The following is a 15,332-nucleotide window of genomic DNA, read 5'->3' on the forward strand; positions in this document are numbered from 1 at the left end:
ACAACACCATGACACAGACTAAATTTGAGATTCAGAAGCGTCGCGGCCTGAAGATCGACGCCGGTGTGCGTCGCGGCCCGCCGACGGGCAAGGGCGTGGGCGCACAGGGCAAGCGCGGTGGCGGGGGCAGCAAGTTGCTGGGCGCGTTGCTCGGCGCGCCGTCGGATGCGATGGAGTCGGCTGACGCCAATGACGTCAAGGATGACGCCGTTACGGCGGATAAGAAGGCGTCCAAGGCTTGAAGGGCTGGAGTACTGAAGCGCTGGTGGGCTAACGCGCCAACGCTTCAGGCACGAACGCATCAACGCATCACGGCACGATCGCCAGGAACAGGAACGCCGCGAACAGCACCAGGTGGACGGCACCTTGCAGCACGGTCGTGCGTCCGGTGCCAAGCGTGAGCACGCTGACCAACAGCGTGACGGCGAGCAGCACCGTCTCTTTCGGCGCGAGGCCAAGTTCGATCTGCTGATCGAGCAACAGCGACACCGCAGCCACCGTCGGAATTGTCAGGCCGATACTGGCCAGTGCTGAACCGAGTGCCAGATTCAGACTCGTCTGGAGCTTGTTGGCGCGAGCGGCGCGCAGCGCGGCCAGCCCTTCGGGCAGCAGCACCAGCGCAGCAATCACAATCCCCACCACTGCCTTCGGCGCCCCTGCCGTCGCCACCGCTTGTTCCACGGCGGGCGAGAGCTTTTTCGCCAGTCCCACCACGGCCACCAGCGCCACGACCAGCAAGCCGAGACTCAACACTGCCGTACGACGCGAGGGCGGCGGCACGTGGACTTCTTCGCTCGGCGCTTTCGCGAGGAAGTAATCGCGATGGCTCACCGTCTGCACGAACACAAACACCATATAAAGCACCAGCGAAATCACGCCTTCGAACGCCAGTTGCGACGCCGTGAGGCCCGGACCGATCACGGAATTCGTGTAGTTCGGCAGGACCAGCGTGAGCACCGACAGCGCGCACAGCACGGCGAGCGCGGCGCTCGCGCCCTCCACATGAAAGCCCTGCGTGTGGTGACGCACCCCGCCGAACAGCAGGCATAAGCCGACGATCCCCGTCGAGACGATCATGATGGCGGCAAACACGGTGTCGCGTGCCAGCCCCGCTTTGTCAGGTCCGCTGGAGAGCATGACGGAGACGATCAGCGCTACTTCGATGATGGTCACGGCCACGGCAAGAACCAGCGTACCGAACGGCTCGCCGACCTTGTGGGCGACGGTCTCGGCATGGTGCACGGCCGAGAACACGGCCCCGGCGAGCGCGGCTGCACATAGGGTGAGCGCCGCAGCGTTCGGCAAAAACGCGGCAACGCCGAGGGCAATGAGGGCCACGATTGGCATGTACATCGTCCAGTGGCCCAGCTTGGCGGTCTTTGAGGAGGACATCGTCGGAGACTCCAGAATTTCGGGGAACGGGTGCAGCCAGGGGTACGGCAGATCAAGCGACGGCGGGAACATTGCCCCGATGAGAACCTCGGGGCGACAGATCATGGTCGCAGAAAAGTGACACCCAGACAACAAGAAGGCGTTGACTTGCGACGCAGTGCAATCTCGCGATGAAAATTTACGGAGATCCGCATGAACAAACGATCTTGCGCGATCGCCTGTTTGACTCCGAGTCGGAAACTCTCGATAAATTCCGATGACTTGGTCAAAAATCGAAAGCCTGCGATGTCGTCGATGGGGTATGCGAAATTTTGCGTTGACACGCGATAGGTGACAGGCGCAACATGCCGTTCATTGGTCTTACCACTGAACGGCATTATGTCATTCGATCCCATCGTGCAGGTTTCCGTCTCGGAGCAGGTCGCGCAGCGCTTGCTCACGATGATTCGCACCGGGCTGCTCAAGCCCGGTCAGCAACTGCCGCCCGAGCGCGACCTCGCCAGCATGCTGGGCGTCGGACGCCCGGCCGTGAGAGAGGCGATTCGCGGGCTGGCGCTGCTTGGGTTGCTGCGCGTCCGGCAAGGCGAGGGGACGTTCGTCGGTTCGCTCGAAATGCGGGAGTTGCTCGAACCGCTGGAGATGGTCATCGAGCTTAACGCTGGCACGCTGGAATCCCTGTTCGACGCGCGTCTGGTTATCGAGCCCGGCGTCGCCGCGCTGGCGGCCACGCACATCAGCGACGAGGACATCGCACGTCTGCATGCGCTCGTCGATGACGAACAGGCGCTGCTGGGCAATCCCGAAACGTTCTCGGCGGCCGATATGGCCTTCCACGAGACCATCATCGACGCCTGTGAGAACCCGTTCCTGCAAAGCATCGCGAACAGTCTCTACCTGCTGGGCAAAAAGAGCCGCCGTGTGACGTCGCAAGTCGATGGCGTGCTCGAACGCAGTTTGCAGGATCATCGCCACATTCTCGACGCGCTGGAGGCGCGAGACCCTGAGCGGGCCGCGCAGGCGATGCGCCAGCATCTGTGCCGCGTGCGCGACGCCTATGCTGCGTCCGCCACGTCCGCCGTGACTGCAAATGACGAAGACGCCGCTGTAGCCGCGCACGCTGCCACGAACCTCTAAGTCGGCTCACCCGGCACTTCCGTAAATCCCCAACGACCCACAGGCTCACGAGGAGACACTCATGACTGGCCGACTGACGGGCAAAACCGCCGTCATTACTGCTGCGGCACAAGGCATTGGACGCGCGTGCGTCGAAGCCTATTTGCGTGAAGGCGCGCGCGTGATTGCCACCGATCTGAACGCAGACGGGCTGGCGCAACTCAACGATCACCCGAACCTCACGCGGCGAGCACTCGACGTGACCGATGGCGCGGCCGTGACCACGCTTGCGAATGAACTCGGCGCGATCGACGTGCTTTTCAACTGCGCCGGCTTCGTGCATCACGGCTCGATTCTCGAGTGCGACGAAGCTGCGTGGGACTTCTCGTTTGACCTGAACGTGAAGAGCATGTACCGCACCACGCGGGCGTTCCTGCCCGCGATGCTGGCCGCAGGCGGCGGGGCAATCATCAACATGTCGTCGGCGGCGTCCAGCGTAAAGGGGGTGGCCAATCGTTGTGTCTACGGCACGAGCAAGGCGGCCGTGATCGGGCTGACGAAGTCGGTCGCGGCCGATTTCGTCGCGCGCGGCATCCGCTGCAACGCGATCTGCCCGGGCACGGTCGAGTCGCCGTCGCTGCGTCAGCGCATCGCCACGCAGGCAGACACTGCGGGCATGAGTCTGACGGCGGTGCGCGAGCAGTTCGTGGCGCGTCAGCCGATGGGGCGTGTGGGAACGCCCGACGAAATTGCGGCGCTCGCCGTCTATCTGGGTTCCGACGAATCCTCGTTCACCACCGGCGCCATCCACGTGATCGACGGCGGCTGGTCCAACTGATTTCGCAAGGAGATTTGCTTTGAAACTGCTGCGTTACGGCCCGAAGGGCCAGGAAAAGCCGGGCCTGCTAGATACGGACGGCCAGGTGCGTGATCTCTCCGGCGCGATGGCCGACATTACGCCGCAAACGCTGAGCCCGCAGGGGCTAGCGGCGCTGCGGGCGCTCGATGTGAAGGCGTTGCCAGTGGTGGCGTCGCCGGGCCGGTTGGGCGTGCCGTTCTCAGGGCTGGGTAAGTTTCTCGCCGTCGGCCTGAACTACAGCGATCACGCGGCGGAGTCGGGGCTGGCCGTGCCGTCGGAGCCGGTGCTCTTCACCAAGTGGGACAACTGCCTGACGGGACCGAACGACCCCGTGGTGCTGCCCAAGGACTCGGTCAAGGGCGACTGGGAAGTCGAGCTGGGTTTCGTGATCGGCACGACAGCGCGTTACGTGCCGCTGGAGCGTGCGCTCGATTATGTCGCCGGGTATTGCGTGGTCAACGATGTCTCCGAGCGCGAATACCAGATCGAGCGCGGCGGCACATGGGACAAGGGCAAGGGTTTCGACACCTTCGGTCCGGTGGGCCCGTGGCTGGTGACGACCGACGAAATCCGCGACCCGCAGCAACTCGGCCTGTGGCTCGATCTCAACGGTGTTCGCCGCCAGACGGGTAATACGTCGACCATGATTTTCAGCGTGGCCTATCTGGTGCATTACCTCAGCCAGTTCACTACGCTCAAGCCGGGCGATCTCGTGACGACGGGCACGCCCCCGGGCGTGGGCCTCGGTCAGAAGCCGCCGGTCTTCCTGAAGCCGGGCGACGTCATGCGACTGGGCATCGACGGGCTGGGCGAGCAGACGCAGCAAGTGCACGCGTACGACGCACGCTTGCTCGACTGAGCGCGTGTCCGATGCTTTTCACATCCATCCAGTAAGTTGATAGGCACGGACGGCGGCGCGAGTTGCCTCCCGCTGACATCGCGAACGACGCCGGGCGCACCGATCGTGCTGCCGCGCGCGGCTTTGCCACGTCAGGCGCAGCCCATCGACGACATTCTTCGGAGCGATTCATCATGCAAGATTTGAAAGGCAAGTTCGTGCTGATCACGGGCGCGAGTACCGGCATCGGTGCGGCAGCGGCGACGGCGTTCGCCGCGCAGGGCGCACACGTGGCGGTGCACTACAACCGCTCGGCCGACAAGGCGGAGGCAGTGGCGGGAGCGGTGCGCGCGCATGGCGTGAAAGCCATGACGGTCGCGGCCGACGTGCAGGACACCGGTGCCATCGATGCTGCAGTCGCACACGTGCTCGACGGCTTTGGCCGTATCGACGTACTGATCAATAACGCGGGCAGTCTCGTCAAACGTACGCCGTTCACGGAAGTGACGGACGCCTATTTCGACGACGTCCTCAACGTCAATGCACGCTCCGTCGTCGCATTCTCGCGCGCTGTGGTGCCCGCAATGCGCAAGCAGGGCGGCGGTGCGATCATCAACGTGACGTCGATTGCGGCGCGTCACGGCGGTGGCCCCGGCGCGCTGATTTACGCAGCGGCGAAAGGCTTCGTGAGCACGCTCACGCGAGGTATGGCCAAAGAGTTGATGCCCGACCGTATTCGTGTGAATGCCGTCTCGCCGGGCGTGATCATGACGCCGTTCCACGAACAGTTCAGCACGCAGGCGCAGATCGACGCCTTTCGTCAGAGCATTCCCATGGGACGCCTTGGCGAGCCCGACGAGTGTTCGGGGGCGTTCCTGTATCTCGCTTCGGAGACGCTGGCGAGCTATGTGACCGGCCAGATCATCGAGGTCAATGGGGGGCAGCTGATGCTGTAACACGCAGGGGTGGCCGATGTCGGAGACTCGGAAAGTTCCGCATCGGCATTGCCTCGTGGCCCAATTTCGCGCGGAATAAGCGGTTGCGGGTTCGCTTCTTCGGTAATTGCTGGCACACTTGCCCCATTCGTCCGCATGCCTCGGTCACACGGAGGCGCGAGAACAACTATCGAGGGGCAAATGGAACGCTGTCCGTGGAGTGAAGGCTTCGAGCAATATCGTCAGTATCACGATCAGGAATGGGGTGTGCCGCTGCGCGACTCCCGCGAGTTGTTCGAATTGCTGATGCTCGAAGGGGCGCAGGCCGGGTTGTCGTGGTCCACGATCCTCAAGAAGCGCGATACCTATCGCAAGGCTTTTGACAATTTCGACCCGGCGCGTATTGCGAAGTACGGACCGGAGGACGAAGCACGGCTGATGGCCGATCCCGGCATCGTGCGCAATCGCCTGAAGGTCAATGGTGTTATCAAAGGGGCCAGGGCGTATCTGGCGATGGAGGCATCGGGGACGCGTTTCGCCGACTTCGTCTGGCAGTTCGTGGGCGGTGAGACGTTGCAAAACCGCTGGACGTCTCTTAGCGAAGTCCCGGCAACGTCCGCCGTGTCTGACGCCATGAGTCGTGCGCTGAAGAAGGCAGGATTCACGTTCGTGGGATCCACCATCTGCTATTCGTTCATGCAGGCCGCCGGGATGGTGAACGACCATCTGGTTGCGTGCCCGCGTCATAAAGCGGTGAAGACGCTTGCGGTCAACGAGGCCAAAAACAGCGGCGCATCGGCCCGGAAACGCCGGGCAGGGGCGTCGTCGGCTACAATCGCGCCTGACGAATCAGGATCTGCCTAATGTTTAGCTATCGCCACGCCTTCCACGCCGGCAACCATGCCGACGTACTGAAACACTTCATCGCCGTTGAATGCATCGATTACATGCGCCAGAAAGACACGGCGTTCTGGTATATCGACACGCACGCCGGCGCGGGCGGCTATGCGCTCGACGGCAAGTGGGCCGACAAGACGGGCGAGTACGAGACGGGTATCGGCCGTCTGTGGACGCGTAACGATCTGCCGCCCGCACTGGCGGATTACGTTGCGCTGGTCCGTGAGTTCAATCCAGATGGCAAGCTGAGCTACTACCCCGGCTCGCCGTATTTTGCGCTGCAACTGCTGGGGGATCGCGACCGTCTGCGGTTGTTCGAGGCGCATCCGACCGAACAGGAAGTGCTGCGCGAGAACTTCGAAGCGCAGGGGCGTGCGGTCGCACGTCGCACGATGATTTTCGGTGCCGACGGTTTCGCTGGCCTCAAGACGATTCTGCCGCCGGCACCGCGCCGGGGGTTCACGCTCATCGACCCGTCCTATGAGGACAAGCGCGATTACACGCGCACCACGCAGACGGTGCAGGAAGGGCTCGACCGCTTCCCGACCGGCATGTACGCCGTGTGGTATCCGCTCGTGCAACGTCGCGAAGCTGCGCAATTGCCGGAGCGTATGAAGCGGCTGACGATCGACGAGAAGCCGATCAAGAACTGGTTGCACGTTGCACTGACGGTCTGCAATCCAGTGCCGGGGGGGATGGGCCTGCACGGCAGCGGCATGTTTATCGTGAACCCGCCGTACATGCTGCAAGACACGCTCAAGACGACGATGCCGTATCTCGTCAAGGCGCTCGGTCAGGACAAGGGCGCGCAGTTCCTGTTGGAAGGTAAGCAGAGCTGAGGCGATCGCGCGAATATCGGCGAACCCGAACGGAAACGCCCAACGCTGGTATGAATACTGGCGTTGGGCGTTTCGTTTTTATGATTGGGCGTGATGAGGGGATGTTTCGCATCCCCGAATCCGATCACTTGGCGGACAGCGGAATCTCGTACGGTAACGACAGCAATTCGTCCGGCGACAGATAACGCCATTCACCGAGTTCCAGAGTGCCCATCGGCAAGCCGCCAATGGCTGTTCTCACCAAACCTTCCACGCGATTGCCTGCGGCAGCCACCATCCGCTTGACCTGATGGTATTTCCCTTGCGTGATCGTGAGTGCGATTTCGTGGGAGGAAGGGCTCATGACATCCGTTGCAGCGAGCGGCTCGGTCTCGTCGCGCAACAGCACGCCGTCGCGCAGCGCCTGCAACATTTCTTCCGTTACGGGGTGCTTTGTCGTCGCGACATACCGTTTGGGTACGTGGCGGCGTGGCGACATCATGGCGTGCAGGAAGGGGCCGTCGTCGGAGAGCAGCAGCATGCCGGTGGTGTCCTGATCGAGACGGCCGGCCGGTTGCACGCCACGCACGGCGAGCGGGAGCGGCAACAGCGAATGCACGCCCTCGTGATGCGTCGGGCTCGTGGAGCACTCGAAACCTTCAGGCTTATTGAGCAGAATGTAGACATGCTCGCGGTAGTCCCAGAACTCGCCGTCCAGCGTGAACTGAAGGCCTTTCGGGTCCACCGACTCACGGAAATTGTCGTGCACAACGCCGTCGATGGCGAAAGCACCGGATTGAATGAGCTTGCGGCACATCTTGCGACTGCCGAAGCCCTGCGATTGCAGTAAACGATCTAGCTCGATGATGCGTCTCCGTCAGGCATCTGGATTCAGGCAGCTATTGTAACGGCCTGTCCGCGTATATGCCCGTTGGGCCCGTTCGTGCTTACCGTGCTTACTCGTCTTGCATCGCGCCGCTGAAGCGCCGGTAGATGAAGCGTGCCGCCCAATCGAGCACGAAGCCAAGCACACCGATCACCAGAATCACCGCCGTCAGTTCCGAGTAGGCCAGGCGGTCGCGCGTATCGAGAATGAGATACCCCAGACCTGCATTCACGCCCAACATTTCTGCGGGCACCAGTACGATCCACAAGATGCCGATGGCCAGCCGCACGCCCGTGAGAACATGCGCTGCGATGCCGGGCACATAGACGTGCCAGAGCATTTCCCAGCGGGTCGCCGCCAGACTTTCGCCGAGTTGTACCCAGCGCCGATCGATATGTGTCACGCCTGCGGCCGTGCTCATCACCAGTGGCCACAGGGCGGCGAAGGCCAGCAGAAAATACACGGCAGGGTCGCCCACGCCGAGCGACATGACGGCAATCGGCATCCACGACAGCGGCGACACCATACGCAGGAACTGCAACGATGGCGTGAGTGCCTTGTCCAGCCAGCGCACGCGCCCGATCAGAAAGCCCAGCGGTACGCCCAGCACAACGGCCCACGCTAGCCCGACCGCAATACGTCGCAAGCTGGCGAGGATGTGCAGGCCAAGCTGCTCGTCTCGGATCAGGTCGGGCAGCGCGTTCAGGGCGGCCGCAGGTGAGAACTGCGACGCGAGAGAGCCGGGCGTCGTGAATAGCGAAATTCCCAGCCACCAGATCAGCACGATGCCTGCGAGCCCCGCCAGGCCGAGCCACGCGCGGCGCGCAGGGCGGGGCGTCACCGTGCCTAAGTTCGATGGGGAGGGGTTTGCGGTGCCGGAGGCAGCGTCCACCGCCCCGACCGGCTGCTGCACGCGGCTGGACGCGAGATCAGACAACGATCACCTCCTGACGGGTGAAACCGTCCGGCAGACCGAAGGCCTTCATGCCACCGGCGGCGGCAATGCTCTTTTTCACGAAGCGGTCGTCGACGAGATCGCGTGCGACAAACGACGGGTCGAGCTTTGCGAGGAACTGAGCATTCCCTTCGACCTGCGTCTTCTGCATGTGACGCACAAGCGCCTCCGTGTAGCTCGGATAGGGGTAAGGCTGGAAGTCGATACGCTTCTCGTGCCAGTCGGCATGCACGATGGCCTTGTCGGCGAGATAGCGGCCCTGCTCGGAAGCGTCCGGCGCCAGCACGCGCTGCAACACCTGGAACGGGTGCGGCGTGTAGCGGTTCTGACCTTCCTTGGACAGCAGGCGAGCCGCATCTGCGGGGTGCTCGCGCGTCCAGGCCTGCGCTTTGACGATAGCGTCGACGACCTTCTGCGACCATTCCGGGCGCGAGGTCAGGTCACGCTCGTGCATCGTCACGACACAGCACGCGTGGTTCTTCCAGACGTCTCCGGTAAATCGCAGCACTTTGCCGACCTTGAGGTTCTCAGCCGCCGCATTGAACGGCTCGGCGACGATATAGCCCGCGATCTGTTTTGCGGCGAGGGCGGGCGGCATGTCCGACGGCGCCATCACGATCAGATTGACCTCGTTGGCGGCGGGTGCTCCGCTCTTCTTGAGCACGGGCGTCAAGCCGTTCGCGGCAAGTAATCCTTGCAGCACCACGTTATGAATCGAGTACCAGAACGGCACAGCAAAAGTTTTGCCGCCCAGATCGCCAATCTTGTTGATGTCGTTGGCCACAGTAATTGCGCTGCCGTTGACGTGATTCCATGCCACGACCTTGGCCTGCGCCTGACTGCCGTACCGCGCCCAGACCGTCATTGGCGAGAGCAGGTGAACGACGTTGACCTGTCCCGATAGAAACGCTTCGATCAGTTGTGCCCAACTGCGCAACAACGTCGGCTTTTCCGCCTTGATGCCAGCTTGTTCGAAGTAGCCGTTGTTATGCGCGACGAGCAGCGGCGTGGCGTCGGTAATCGGCAGATAGCCGATACGCAACGGTGCGTCCGGCTCGGCGGCGGCACGCGCGGCGGCCGAGGCGAGCAACGGGGCCGCCCCTGCGACGGTCATCATCGAAGCGAGCTTGAGCCATTCGCGGCGGGAAATTTGGCACATGGTTTGAGAATCCCCGAAGGTGGGTGCTTAACGTGTGTGAGGTGTGGTGTGAAGTGCTGCGTGAGCGGATGTCGTATCGCGGGACATCGCAAGTTGCAGCGCTTGCAGAATTTCGATGCGCAACGCACCGAGCGCCTGCACCTGGGCTTCGCGCGGCGAGGGCACGTCGATTTGCCATTGCGCGAGCGTGCGCCCCTGATTGCTGAGCAACACGATCCGGTCGGAGACGAGCAAGGCCTCGTCGATATCGTGCGTGACAAGGACCGTCGCCGCCCCGGTGTCGCGCACCACGGTCACCAGCAGGCGCTGCATGTCGGCACGTGTGACTTCGTCAAGTGCGCCAAACGGCTCGTCGAGGAGCAGCGCGCGCGGCTGACGCGCGAGACAGCGCGCGAGTGCCACCCGCTGCGCCATGCCGCCGGAAAGCTGGCGAGGATGCAGATGATGCGCATGGGACAAGCCGACTTCGGTCAGCGCGGCGTCGATGCGCGTGCGCCGCGCCTCACGCGAGAGTGCGGGCTGGCGCGCGAACGTCAGGCCAAACGCCACGTTGCGCTCCACCGACAGCCAGGGCAGCAGACAGGGGTCCTGAAAGGCGAGGGCCACATCGGGGCGCGGGCCCGTGAGCGGTGTGCCATCCACATCGACGGTGCCGTCGCTCGGTGCAAGCAGCCCGGCGGCAATGCGCAAGAGCGTGGATTTGCCTGAGCCGCTCGGGCCAAGAACGGAGACGAGTTCGCCCGGCGCGACCGAGAGGTCGACGCCGCGAAGGATTGCCCGTTCGCCGTAGGACACGCCGATGTTGCGAAGCGTCAGGAATGGCGATGCGCGCGAGGTGTCCTCGCGCGCTGCGGCGAAATGTGCGTGCTCGGGTGCGGATGCGCGCGCGCGTTGCGTCGCCGTGGGTTGGGTCATGTAACCGTTCCGGTCTTGAGTTGCTGTGCGCGTTGCGCCGCCAGTTGGTTCTTCAGTTGCACGAGACTCGGCGTCACGATAGGCACGAAAGCGGCCTCGCGCTGACGTCGGGCGACGCCCGAGAGTCCGCGCAGATAACCGCGTCCGCCCCCAGTCTGCACTTCCAGCGTGGCGGCGTCGTGAACAAGTTCCGCGAGCGAGATGCGCAGTTTGAACAGGCTCGCTGGCGTGTCGACAAATTCGCCTTGCAGGACGCCCGATTTCAGGCGCGTCGTGAGGGACGCGAGCTGATCGGTCAGCGCGGCCACGTCGTCCGCCACCGCAGCACGGGCTGCCGGGCCGCCTTCGTTTGTGGCGTCGAGGCTACGCTGCGCAAGGCCCAGCGACATGCCGCATTGCAGCCCCAAGAAGGCCGGGCGCACGCGCACGAGCCACGCCGGCGCGTTGTCGGTGATACGGTCGTCATCGCTCAGCGGCGTGTCGGTCATCTGAAGTGCGGCGGTGTTGGTGCCGCGCAGACCGATCAGATCGAGATCGTCGCTGCGATGCACGCCCGGCGCGTTGTGCGCGATGGCGAAGATCGACGGCGGACCGCCCGCCTCGTGGTCGACGGCCGCAGCGGCAACGAAGCCCTGCTTGCGGAGGTTCGTGACCCACGGCAAGCCGCCGTTCACTCGCCACGACGATATGTCGCCGCCACCTACGCCAGACGAGGATGCGGTAGGCACGTCGGTCGCCCGGATTTGCAATGGCTCGATAGCCGACAGGTATTTCATCGCATTCGACAGGCCGGTCGCGCCAGCCAGTTCGCCGCTGAGCAAGGCAGGCAGCAGACGATCGCGCAACGCCTGATTCGGGCTTTGCAGCAAATACTCGATGAACGTGCGTTGTCCCCAAAGGACGAAGGCCGCCGCGAACGAATGCGCGGCAACGTCGGCAACGCTGTCGATCGCATCGCCGATCGTGCCTCCGGTGCCGCCCAGCTCAACCGGCACGCCAACGCGCAGTAATCCGGCGCTGGCGAGCTGCGGCACCACTTCACCGCAAAGCGTGGCGTCCGTGTCGAGCGTCTCCGCGTGAGCGTCGAGCCATGTTGCGAGTGCTGGTGCGCGCGCGGCGAGACCCCGCTGGCTGGCGACGGTGCTCATGCCGCCTGCACCTTCGGTTCCCAGCGATAAGCCGCCAGTTGCGGGTTCAGTTCGTTTTGCGAAAGGTTGTTCGCGAAGTTGCATAGCGTGGCGAGCGAGACGCCAAGCACCACTTCGAGGGCTGCGGCATCGTCGAATCCCGCTGATTTGAAAGCGGTGAATTCGGGATCCGACACCGCGCCGCGGGTGGCGATCACGGCGCGCGTGAAATTAGCAACAGCGTCGAGGCGGGCATCGGAGAGTTTGGCCTGATCGCGGATTTCATTCACGAGGGCTTCGGGAAGTTGCGCCTTCTTCAGCGCCACAGCCGTATGACCGGCTACGCAAAAGCCGCAGCCGTGAATCCCGGCCGCCGTGATCTGTACGACCTCGCGCTCGGCCAGTGTCAGGCTCGCGCGGCCGTTGATCGCGCCCACCGTCAGATACGTTTCGAGCGCCGTCGGTGCGTTCGCCAGCGACGCCACCAGGTTCGGCAGGAAACCATTCGCCGCCAGTGACTTCTCCAAAAACGGACGGCTCGCCTCCGGGGCGGTCTCAACAGTGTGCAATGGCAGTCGGCTCATATCGGGCTCCTTACAGTCGAGCCTCCATTGTGCGCAAGGCCGGGCGCTTGCTCAATGCGCGCCCGTCTGGAAATTCTGCGGATTCGTCTCATCGGGGGACGGAAAATTCCGAGGTAGGAGGGGAAGCGGTCTCGAAGAATACGCTTGTCCCGGATGAGATGGTGGGTAAGCCATTGCACGCAAAGCCATGGGGGCGAGTGTTTGCCGGTGATGCCCTTCGCTGGCGTTAGTGCACCGGGTACGTGGCCAAGGCGGGTGCAACAGGCTGAGCGCCTGCGCTGGCCACCTGACGACGCCACGCCCCCGGCTGGATTCCAGTCACGCGTTTGAAAGCCTGCGCAAAGGCCGACTCCGACTGGTAGCCGACTTGCTCGGCCGCCTCCGGCAGAGAGACGCCCGCGCGCAGCAACGCAGCCGCCGTCTTCATTCGGACTAGTGTCACGAAGTGTGCCGGTGGTTGTCCGCCAACCTCCGCAAATTGCTTGCAGAACCGCGCGCGCGACATATTCACGAAGTCCGCCATGCTATCCGTCGTCCAACGCTCGCCCGGAGACTCGATGATCGCCGCCGCCAGTCGACCGAAGGCGTCGCGGCGCATCAGACGCCACATCCCCGGGGCGACATCTTGCGCATGTACGGCTTCGCGTAATGCGTAGTAGAAAAGCAGGTCGGTGAGGCGGGCGAGTAGTGGAGAGGGCGTCTCGCCGGGGCGGCGCGCTTCAGCCTGGAGTAAAGCGAAAACCTGCGTCATACCGTCGAGCCGACCGCTCGCGTGACGCGCAATGATCGGGTTCGGTAGTAAGCCAAGTACCAGCGAGTCGAGATCGGTGCGGAACTCGAAAAAGCCGCAGGCGAGGGCGACGGAGGGTTTTGCGGCTTGAGTGGTCGCCGCGCTTGCGTGAGGCTCGGCCGGCAGCGGTGTCATCTTGCCCAATCTGGCGGTCAGGTCCGCCGGGGGCATCGGAGATGGCGTCAGCGCGTGCGGGACGTCCGAAAGCAGGAACACAGCATCCCCAGCGCTCAATTCGGTCGTGCTTGCCTCGCGACCCCCGTCGGCACCTACGTGCAAATAACACCCTCCATCCAACACCACATGGAAGCTCGCCCGCTGATGCCCTCCCGTCGACGCCTGATAAACACCACAGTATTCGCCCACGTGGAATAGCGTGCTCTTCAACTCCAACCCCGCCAACAACCAATCAGCGACCCGGTCGGAATCGTTCGCCCCCATCGCATCTCGCAACATAACTTGCTCCACCCCCCTCAAGCCCTTCCACGCCGTTATGCCTTCCCCGGCAAAACAATCATCGTCCCCACCGACATTCCCGCAGACAACTATTTTTTCGTTGGATGCTTATTACTGAGGTGGGAATGGGGATGGTGGGCTGGGGCGGTGGGGCGGGCGGAAGGCTGGGGATTGGATGCGCCAGAGAAAACGCAAACCGGCAGTAGGGCTTTGCTTCCAGCTGAGCGGAAGCCTTGCCTAAAACCTTCGATAAGGCCTTGCTTCGGTAGTGTCGCTGTATTCCCATACGGCGCCCCCGGCGCCGAGAGGACTCGGTCACGTTCCGCGACCCCGGCATCGCTCGCAAGCGATGCCTTTCGAGTCCCCACGCAATGTGCACTGGCACATTGCTTTCTGGGCAAGCATGAAAAAAGCCGATGATCTTTCGATCATCGGCTTTTTTTGTATTTTTTTGGTGCCCAGAAGAGGACTCGAACCTCCACGGTGTTACCCGCTAGTACCTGAAACTAGTGCGTCTACCAATTCCGCCATCTGGGCCCCGTCAGCTCGCTTACTGCTTGCTCGCTGCGAAGAAATGAGATTATGCCGAGGGCGTTACATACTGTCAATATCTGGGGGCCAAAAAATTCAAAAAACTTTCACGCACCCCCCACAACACCCCCAGAAACCTCAAGCCGCACGCCCCATATGCTCCGCACGAATCATGTCGATCAGATGCCGTAACCCCGGCAATGTCTGACGCCGACTCGGGTAATACATCGACAACGGCGGTCCATCTACCGCCCATTCCGTTAACACCGCCTCCAACGTGCCATTCGCCAACTCGGCCGCCACGTTGCGCTCCAACACATATCCCAAACCCAAGCCACCCACGGCCGCTGCAATTACGCCGTCACTCTCGTTGATGCTCAATGCCCCCGGCACGTCCAATTCCACCGCCGTCGACCCATTGCCCAACTCCCACTTGTACAACGTGTTATCACCCAGTCGCATCCGGATGCAATTGTGTGACATCAAGTCCTGCGGCACCTTCGGTCGGCCATGACGCGCAATGTACGCCGGTGAACCCACCACGATCCACTTCAGCGCCGGCGTCAACGGTGTCGCAATCATGTCGCCAGGCACCGTGTCGCCGTAGCGCATCCCCGCATCGAACCCCTCCGCCACAATGTCCAGCATCCGGTCATCCACCGTGACATCCAGCTCGATGTCCGGATAAGACGCGACAAAGCGGGGCAGGATAGGGTCCAGCAACAATCGGGCCGCATCGCGTGGCACGTTCAGCCGCAACCGCCCCGCCGGCGACGCACGATATCGGTCCAACGCACCAATCGCCGATGCGATCTGCTCAAGGCCCTGCTCCAATTCCTTCGCCAATGCGGATCCCGCCGCCGTCGGCGACACGGAACGACTCGTGCGGTTCAATAACTTCACGCCCAGACGCGCCTCAAGATTGCGCATCGCATGACTCAAGGCAGAGGTCGTCACGCCTAACTCAGTGGCGGCCTCCCGGAAACTCTGCCGGCGGCAGATGGTGACAAACACGTTCAAATCGGCAAGCTCGCCGCGAGTGAAGGCAGGCATGTATTTCCCAACAAGTATCAAGCA

Annotated in this window: 16 protein-coding genes and 1 tRNA gene; 7 read left to right on the forward strand and 10 right to left on the reverse strand. The window is 63.0% G+C overall.

Going from position 1 to position 15,332, the window contains the following annotated elements; translation table 11 throughout:
- Positions 1–8 precede the first annotated feature (8 nt).
- A complete protein-coding gene (locus PAN31117_RS18715; RefSeq protein ID WP_150739537.1) occupies positions 9–242 on the forward strand; it encodes a hypothetical protein in 234 nt (77 codons plus the stop codon).
- Positions 243–309: 67 nt separating this feature from the next.
- Here PAN31117_RS18715 and PAN31117_RS18720 read toward each other — a convergent pair whose 3' ends face one another.
- Complete coding sequence (locus PAN31117_RS18720; protein WP_150739538.1) at positions 310–1,392, reverse strand: calcium:cation antiporter; 1,083 nt, start codon at positions 1,390–1,392, stop codon at positions 310–312.
- 378 nt (positions 1,393–1,770) lie between these two features.
- On the opposite strand from PAN31117_RS18720, the gene PAN31117_RS18725 reads away from it, so the two are divergent.
- From PAN31117_RS18725 to PAN31117_RS18750, 6 genes are all read left to right on the forward strand, one after another.
- A complete protein-coding gene (locus PAN31117_RS18725) occupies positions 1,771–2,526 on the forward strand; it encodes a FadR/GntR family transcriptional regulator (RefSeq protein WP_150739539.1) in 756 nt (251 codons plus the stop codon).
- A gap of 61 nt (positions 2,527–2,587) precedes the next feature.
- A complete protein-coding gene (locus tag PAN31117_RS18730; protein WP_150739540.1) occupies positions 2,588–3,343 on the forward strand; it encodes an SDR family oxidoreductase in 756 nt (251 codons plus the stop codon).
- A 19-nt stretch (positions 3,344–3,362) separates the two neighbouring features.
- Positions 3,363–4,223: a fumarylacetoacetate hydrolase family protein gene (locus PAN31117_RS18735; protein ID WP_150739541.1), complete on the forward strand. Its 861-nt coding sequence runs from the start codon at positions 3,363–3,365 to the stop codon at positions 4,221–4,223.
- A gap of 173 nt (positions 4,224–4,396) precedes the next feature.
- Positions 4,397–5,158 (forward strand): SDR family NAD(P)-dependent oxidoreductase, encoded by a 762-nt coding sequence (locus tag PAN31117_RS18740; protein ID WP_150739542.1) that lies wholly within the window; start codon positions 4,397–4,399, stop codon positions 5,156–5,158.
- A 180-nt stretch (positions 5,159–5,338) separates the two neighbouring features.
- A complete protein-coding gene (locus PAN31117_RS18745; RefSeq protein WP_150739543.1) occupies positions 5,339–6,001 on the forward strand; it encodes a DNA-3-methyladenine glycosylase I in 663 nt (220 codons plus the stop codon).
- Positions 6,001–6,873, forward strand: a complete 873-nt coding sequence (locus tag PAN31117_RS18750) for a 23S rRNA (adenine(2030)-N(6))-methyltransferase RlmJ (protein WP_150577766.1) — start codon at positions 6,001–6,003, stop codon at positions 6,871–6,873. Before PAN31117_RS18745 ends, PAN31117_RS18750 begins: the two co-directional genes overlap by 1 nt.
- 124 nt (positions 6,874–6,997) lie before the next feature.
- Here PAN31117_RS18750 and PAN31117_RS18755 read toward each other — a convergent pair whose 3' ends face one another.
- The 9 genes from PAN31117_RS18755 to PAN31117_RS18795 all read right to left on the reverse strand — a co-directional run bounded on the left by PAN31117_RS18755 (position 6,998) and on the right by PAN31117_RS18795 (position 15,308).
- Complete coding sequence (locus PAN31117_RS18755; RefSeq protein ID WP_150739544.1) at positions 6,998–7,669, reverse strand: 16S rRNA pseudouridine(516) synthase; 672 nt, start codon at positions 7,667–7,669, stop codon at positions 6,998–7,000.
- Between the two features lie 139 nt (positions 7,670–7,808).
- The gene (locus PAN31117_RS18760; RefSeq protein ID WP_246189174.1) at positions 7,809–8,579 is read right to left on the reverse strand and encodes an ABC transporter permease; all 771 of its coding nucleotides are present in this window, start codon (positions 8,577–8,579) and stop codon (positions 7,809–7,811) included.
- An 88-nt stretch (positions 8,580–8,667) separates the two neighbouring features.
- Positions 8,668–9,852: an ABC transporter substrate-binding protein gene (locus PAN31117_RS18765; RefSeq protein WP_150577768.1), complete on the reverse strand. Its 1,185-nt coding sequence runs from the start codon at positions 9,850–9,852 to the stop codon at positions 8,668–8,670.
- Positions 9,853–9,879: 27 nt separating this feature from the next.
- Positions 9,880–10,767 (reverse strand): ABC transporter ATP-binding protein, encoded by an 888-nt coding sequence (locus PAN31117_RS18770; protein WP_150739545.1) that lies wholly within the window; start codon positions 10,765–10,767, stop codon positions 9,880–9,882.
- Positions 10,764–11,915, reverse strand: a complete 1,152-nt coding sequence (locus PAN31117_RS18775) for an acyl-CoA dehydrogenase family protein (protein ID WP_150739546.1) — start codon at positions 11,913–11,915, stop codon at positions 10,764–10,766. Before PAN31117_RS18775 ends, PAN31117_RS18770 begins: the two co-directional genes overlap by 4 nt.
- A complete protein-coding gene (locus PAN31117_RS18780) occupies positions 11,912–12,478 on the reverse strand; it encodes a carboxymuconolactone decarboxylase family protein (protein ID WP_150739547.1) in 567 nt (188 codons plus the stop codon). Before PAN31117_RS18780 ends, PAN31117_RS18775 begins: the two co-directional genes overlap by 4 nt.
- Before the next feature lie 226 nt (positions 12,479–12,704).
- A complete protein-coding gene (locus PAN31117_RS18785; protein WP_246189168.1) occupies positions 12,705–13,724 on the reverse strand; it encodes an AraC family transcriptional regulator in 1,020 nt (339 codons plus the stop codon).
- 452 nt (positions 13,725–14,176) lie between these two features.
- Positions 14,177–14,261 (reverse strand) — tRNA-Leu (locus tag PAN31117_RS18790).
- Between the two features lie 132 nt (positions 14,262–14,393).
- Positions 14,394–15,308, reverse strand: a complete 915-nt coding sequence (locus PAN31117_RS18795) for a LysR family transcriptional regulator (protein WP_150577920.1) — start codon at positions 15,306–15,308, stop codon at positions 14,394–14,396.
- Positions 15,309–15,332: the final 24 nt, after the last annotated feature.

This window comes from Pandoraea anapnoica (genome assembly GCF_902459765.1).
In the GTDB taxonomy this organism is placed as follows: domain Bacteria; phylum Pseudomonadota; class Gammaproteobacteria; order Burkholderiales; family Burkholderiaceae; genus Pandoraea; species Pandoraea anapnoica.

What these genes read in the sequence shown, in the direction of transcription:
- PAN31117_RS18745 (WP_150739543.1), top strand. Translation starts at nt 5,339, where the DNA reads ATGGAACGCTGTCCGTGGAGTGAAGGCTTCGAGCAATATCGTCAGTAT.
- PAN31117_RS18755 (WP_150739544.1), bottom strand. Translation starts at nt 7,669, where the DNA reads ATGTGCCGCAAGCTCATTCAATCCGGTGCTTTCGCCATCGACGGCGTT.
- PAN31117_RS18775 (WP_150739546.1), bottom strand. Translation starts at nt 11,915, where the DNA reads ATGAGCACCGTCGCCAGCCAGCGGGGTCTCGCCGCGCGCGCACCAGCA.
- PAN31117_RS18765 (WP_150577768.1), bottom strand. Translation starts at nt 9,852, where the DNA reads ATGTGCCAAATTTCCCGCCGCGAATGGCTCAAGCTCGCTTCGATGATG.
- PAN31117_RS18730 (WP_150739540.1), top strand. Translation starts at nt 2,588, where the DNA reads ATGACTGGCCGACTGACGGGCAAAACCGCCGTCATTACTGCTGCGGCA.
- PAN31117_RS18780 (WP_150739547.1), bottom strand. Translation starts at nt 12,478, where the DNA reads ATGAGCCGACTGCCATTGCACACTGTTGAGACCGCCCCGGAGGCGAGC.
- PAN31117_RS18715 (WP_150739537.1), top strand. Translation starts at nt 9, where the DNA reads ATGACACAGACTAAATTTGAGATTCAGAAGCGTCGCGGCCTGAAGATC.
- PAN31117_RS18795 (WP_150577920.1), bottom strand. Translation starts at nt 15,308, where the DNA reads ATGCCTGCCTTCACTCGCGGCGAGCTTGCCGATTTGAACGTGTTTGTC.
- PAN31117_RS18725 (WP_150739539.1), top strand. Translation starts at nt 1,771, where the DNA reads ATGTCATTCGATCCCATCGTGCAGGTTTCCGTCTCGGAGCAGGTCGCG.
- PAN31117_RS18770 (WP_150739545.1), bottom strand. Translation starts at nt 10,767, where the DNA reads ATGACCCAACCCACGGCGACGCAACGCGCGCGCGCATCCGCACCCGAG.
- PAN31117_RS18750 (WP_150577766.1), top strand. Translation starts at nt 6,001, where the DNA reads ATGTTTAGCTATCGCCACGCCTTCCACGCCGGCAACCATGCCGACGTA.
- PAN31117_RS18720 (WP_150739538.1), bottom strand. Translation starts at nt 1,392, where the DNA reads ATGTCCTCCTCAAAGACCGCCAAGCTGGGCCACTGGACGATGTACATG.
- PAN31117_RS18740 (WP_150739542.1), top strand. Translation starts at nt 4,397, where the DNA reads ATGCAAGATTTGAAAGGCAAGTTCGTGCTGATCACGGGCGCGAGTACC.
- PAN31117_RS18785 (WP_246189168.1), bottom strand. Translation starts at nt 13,724, where the DNA reads ATGTTGCGAGATGCGATGGGGGCGAACGATTCCGACCGGGTCGCTGAT.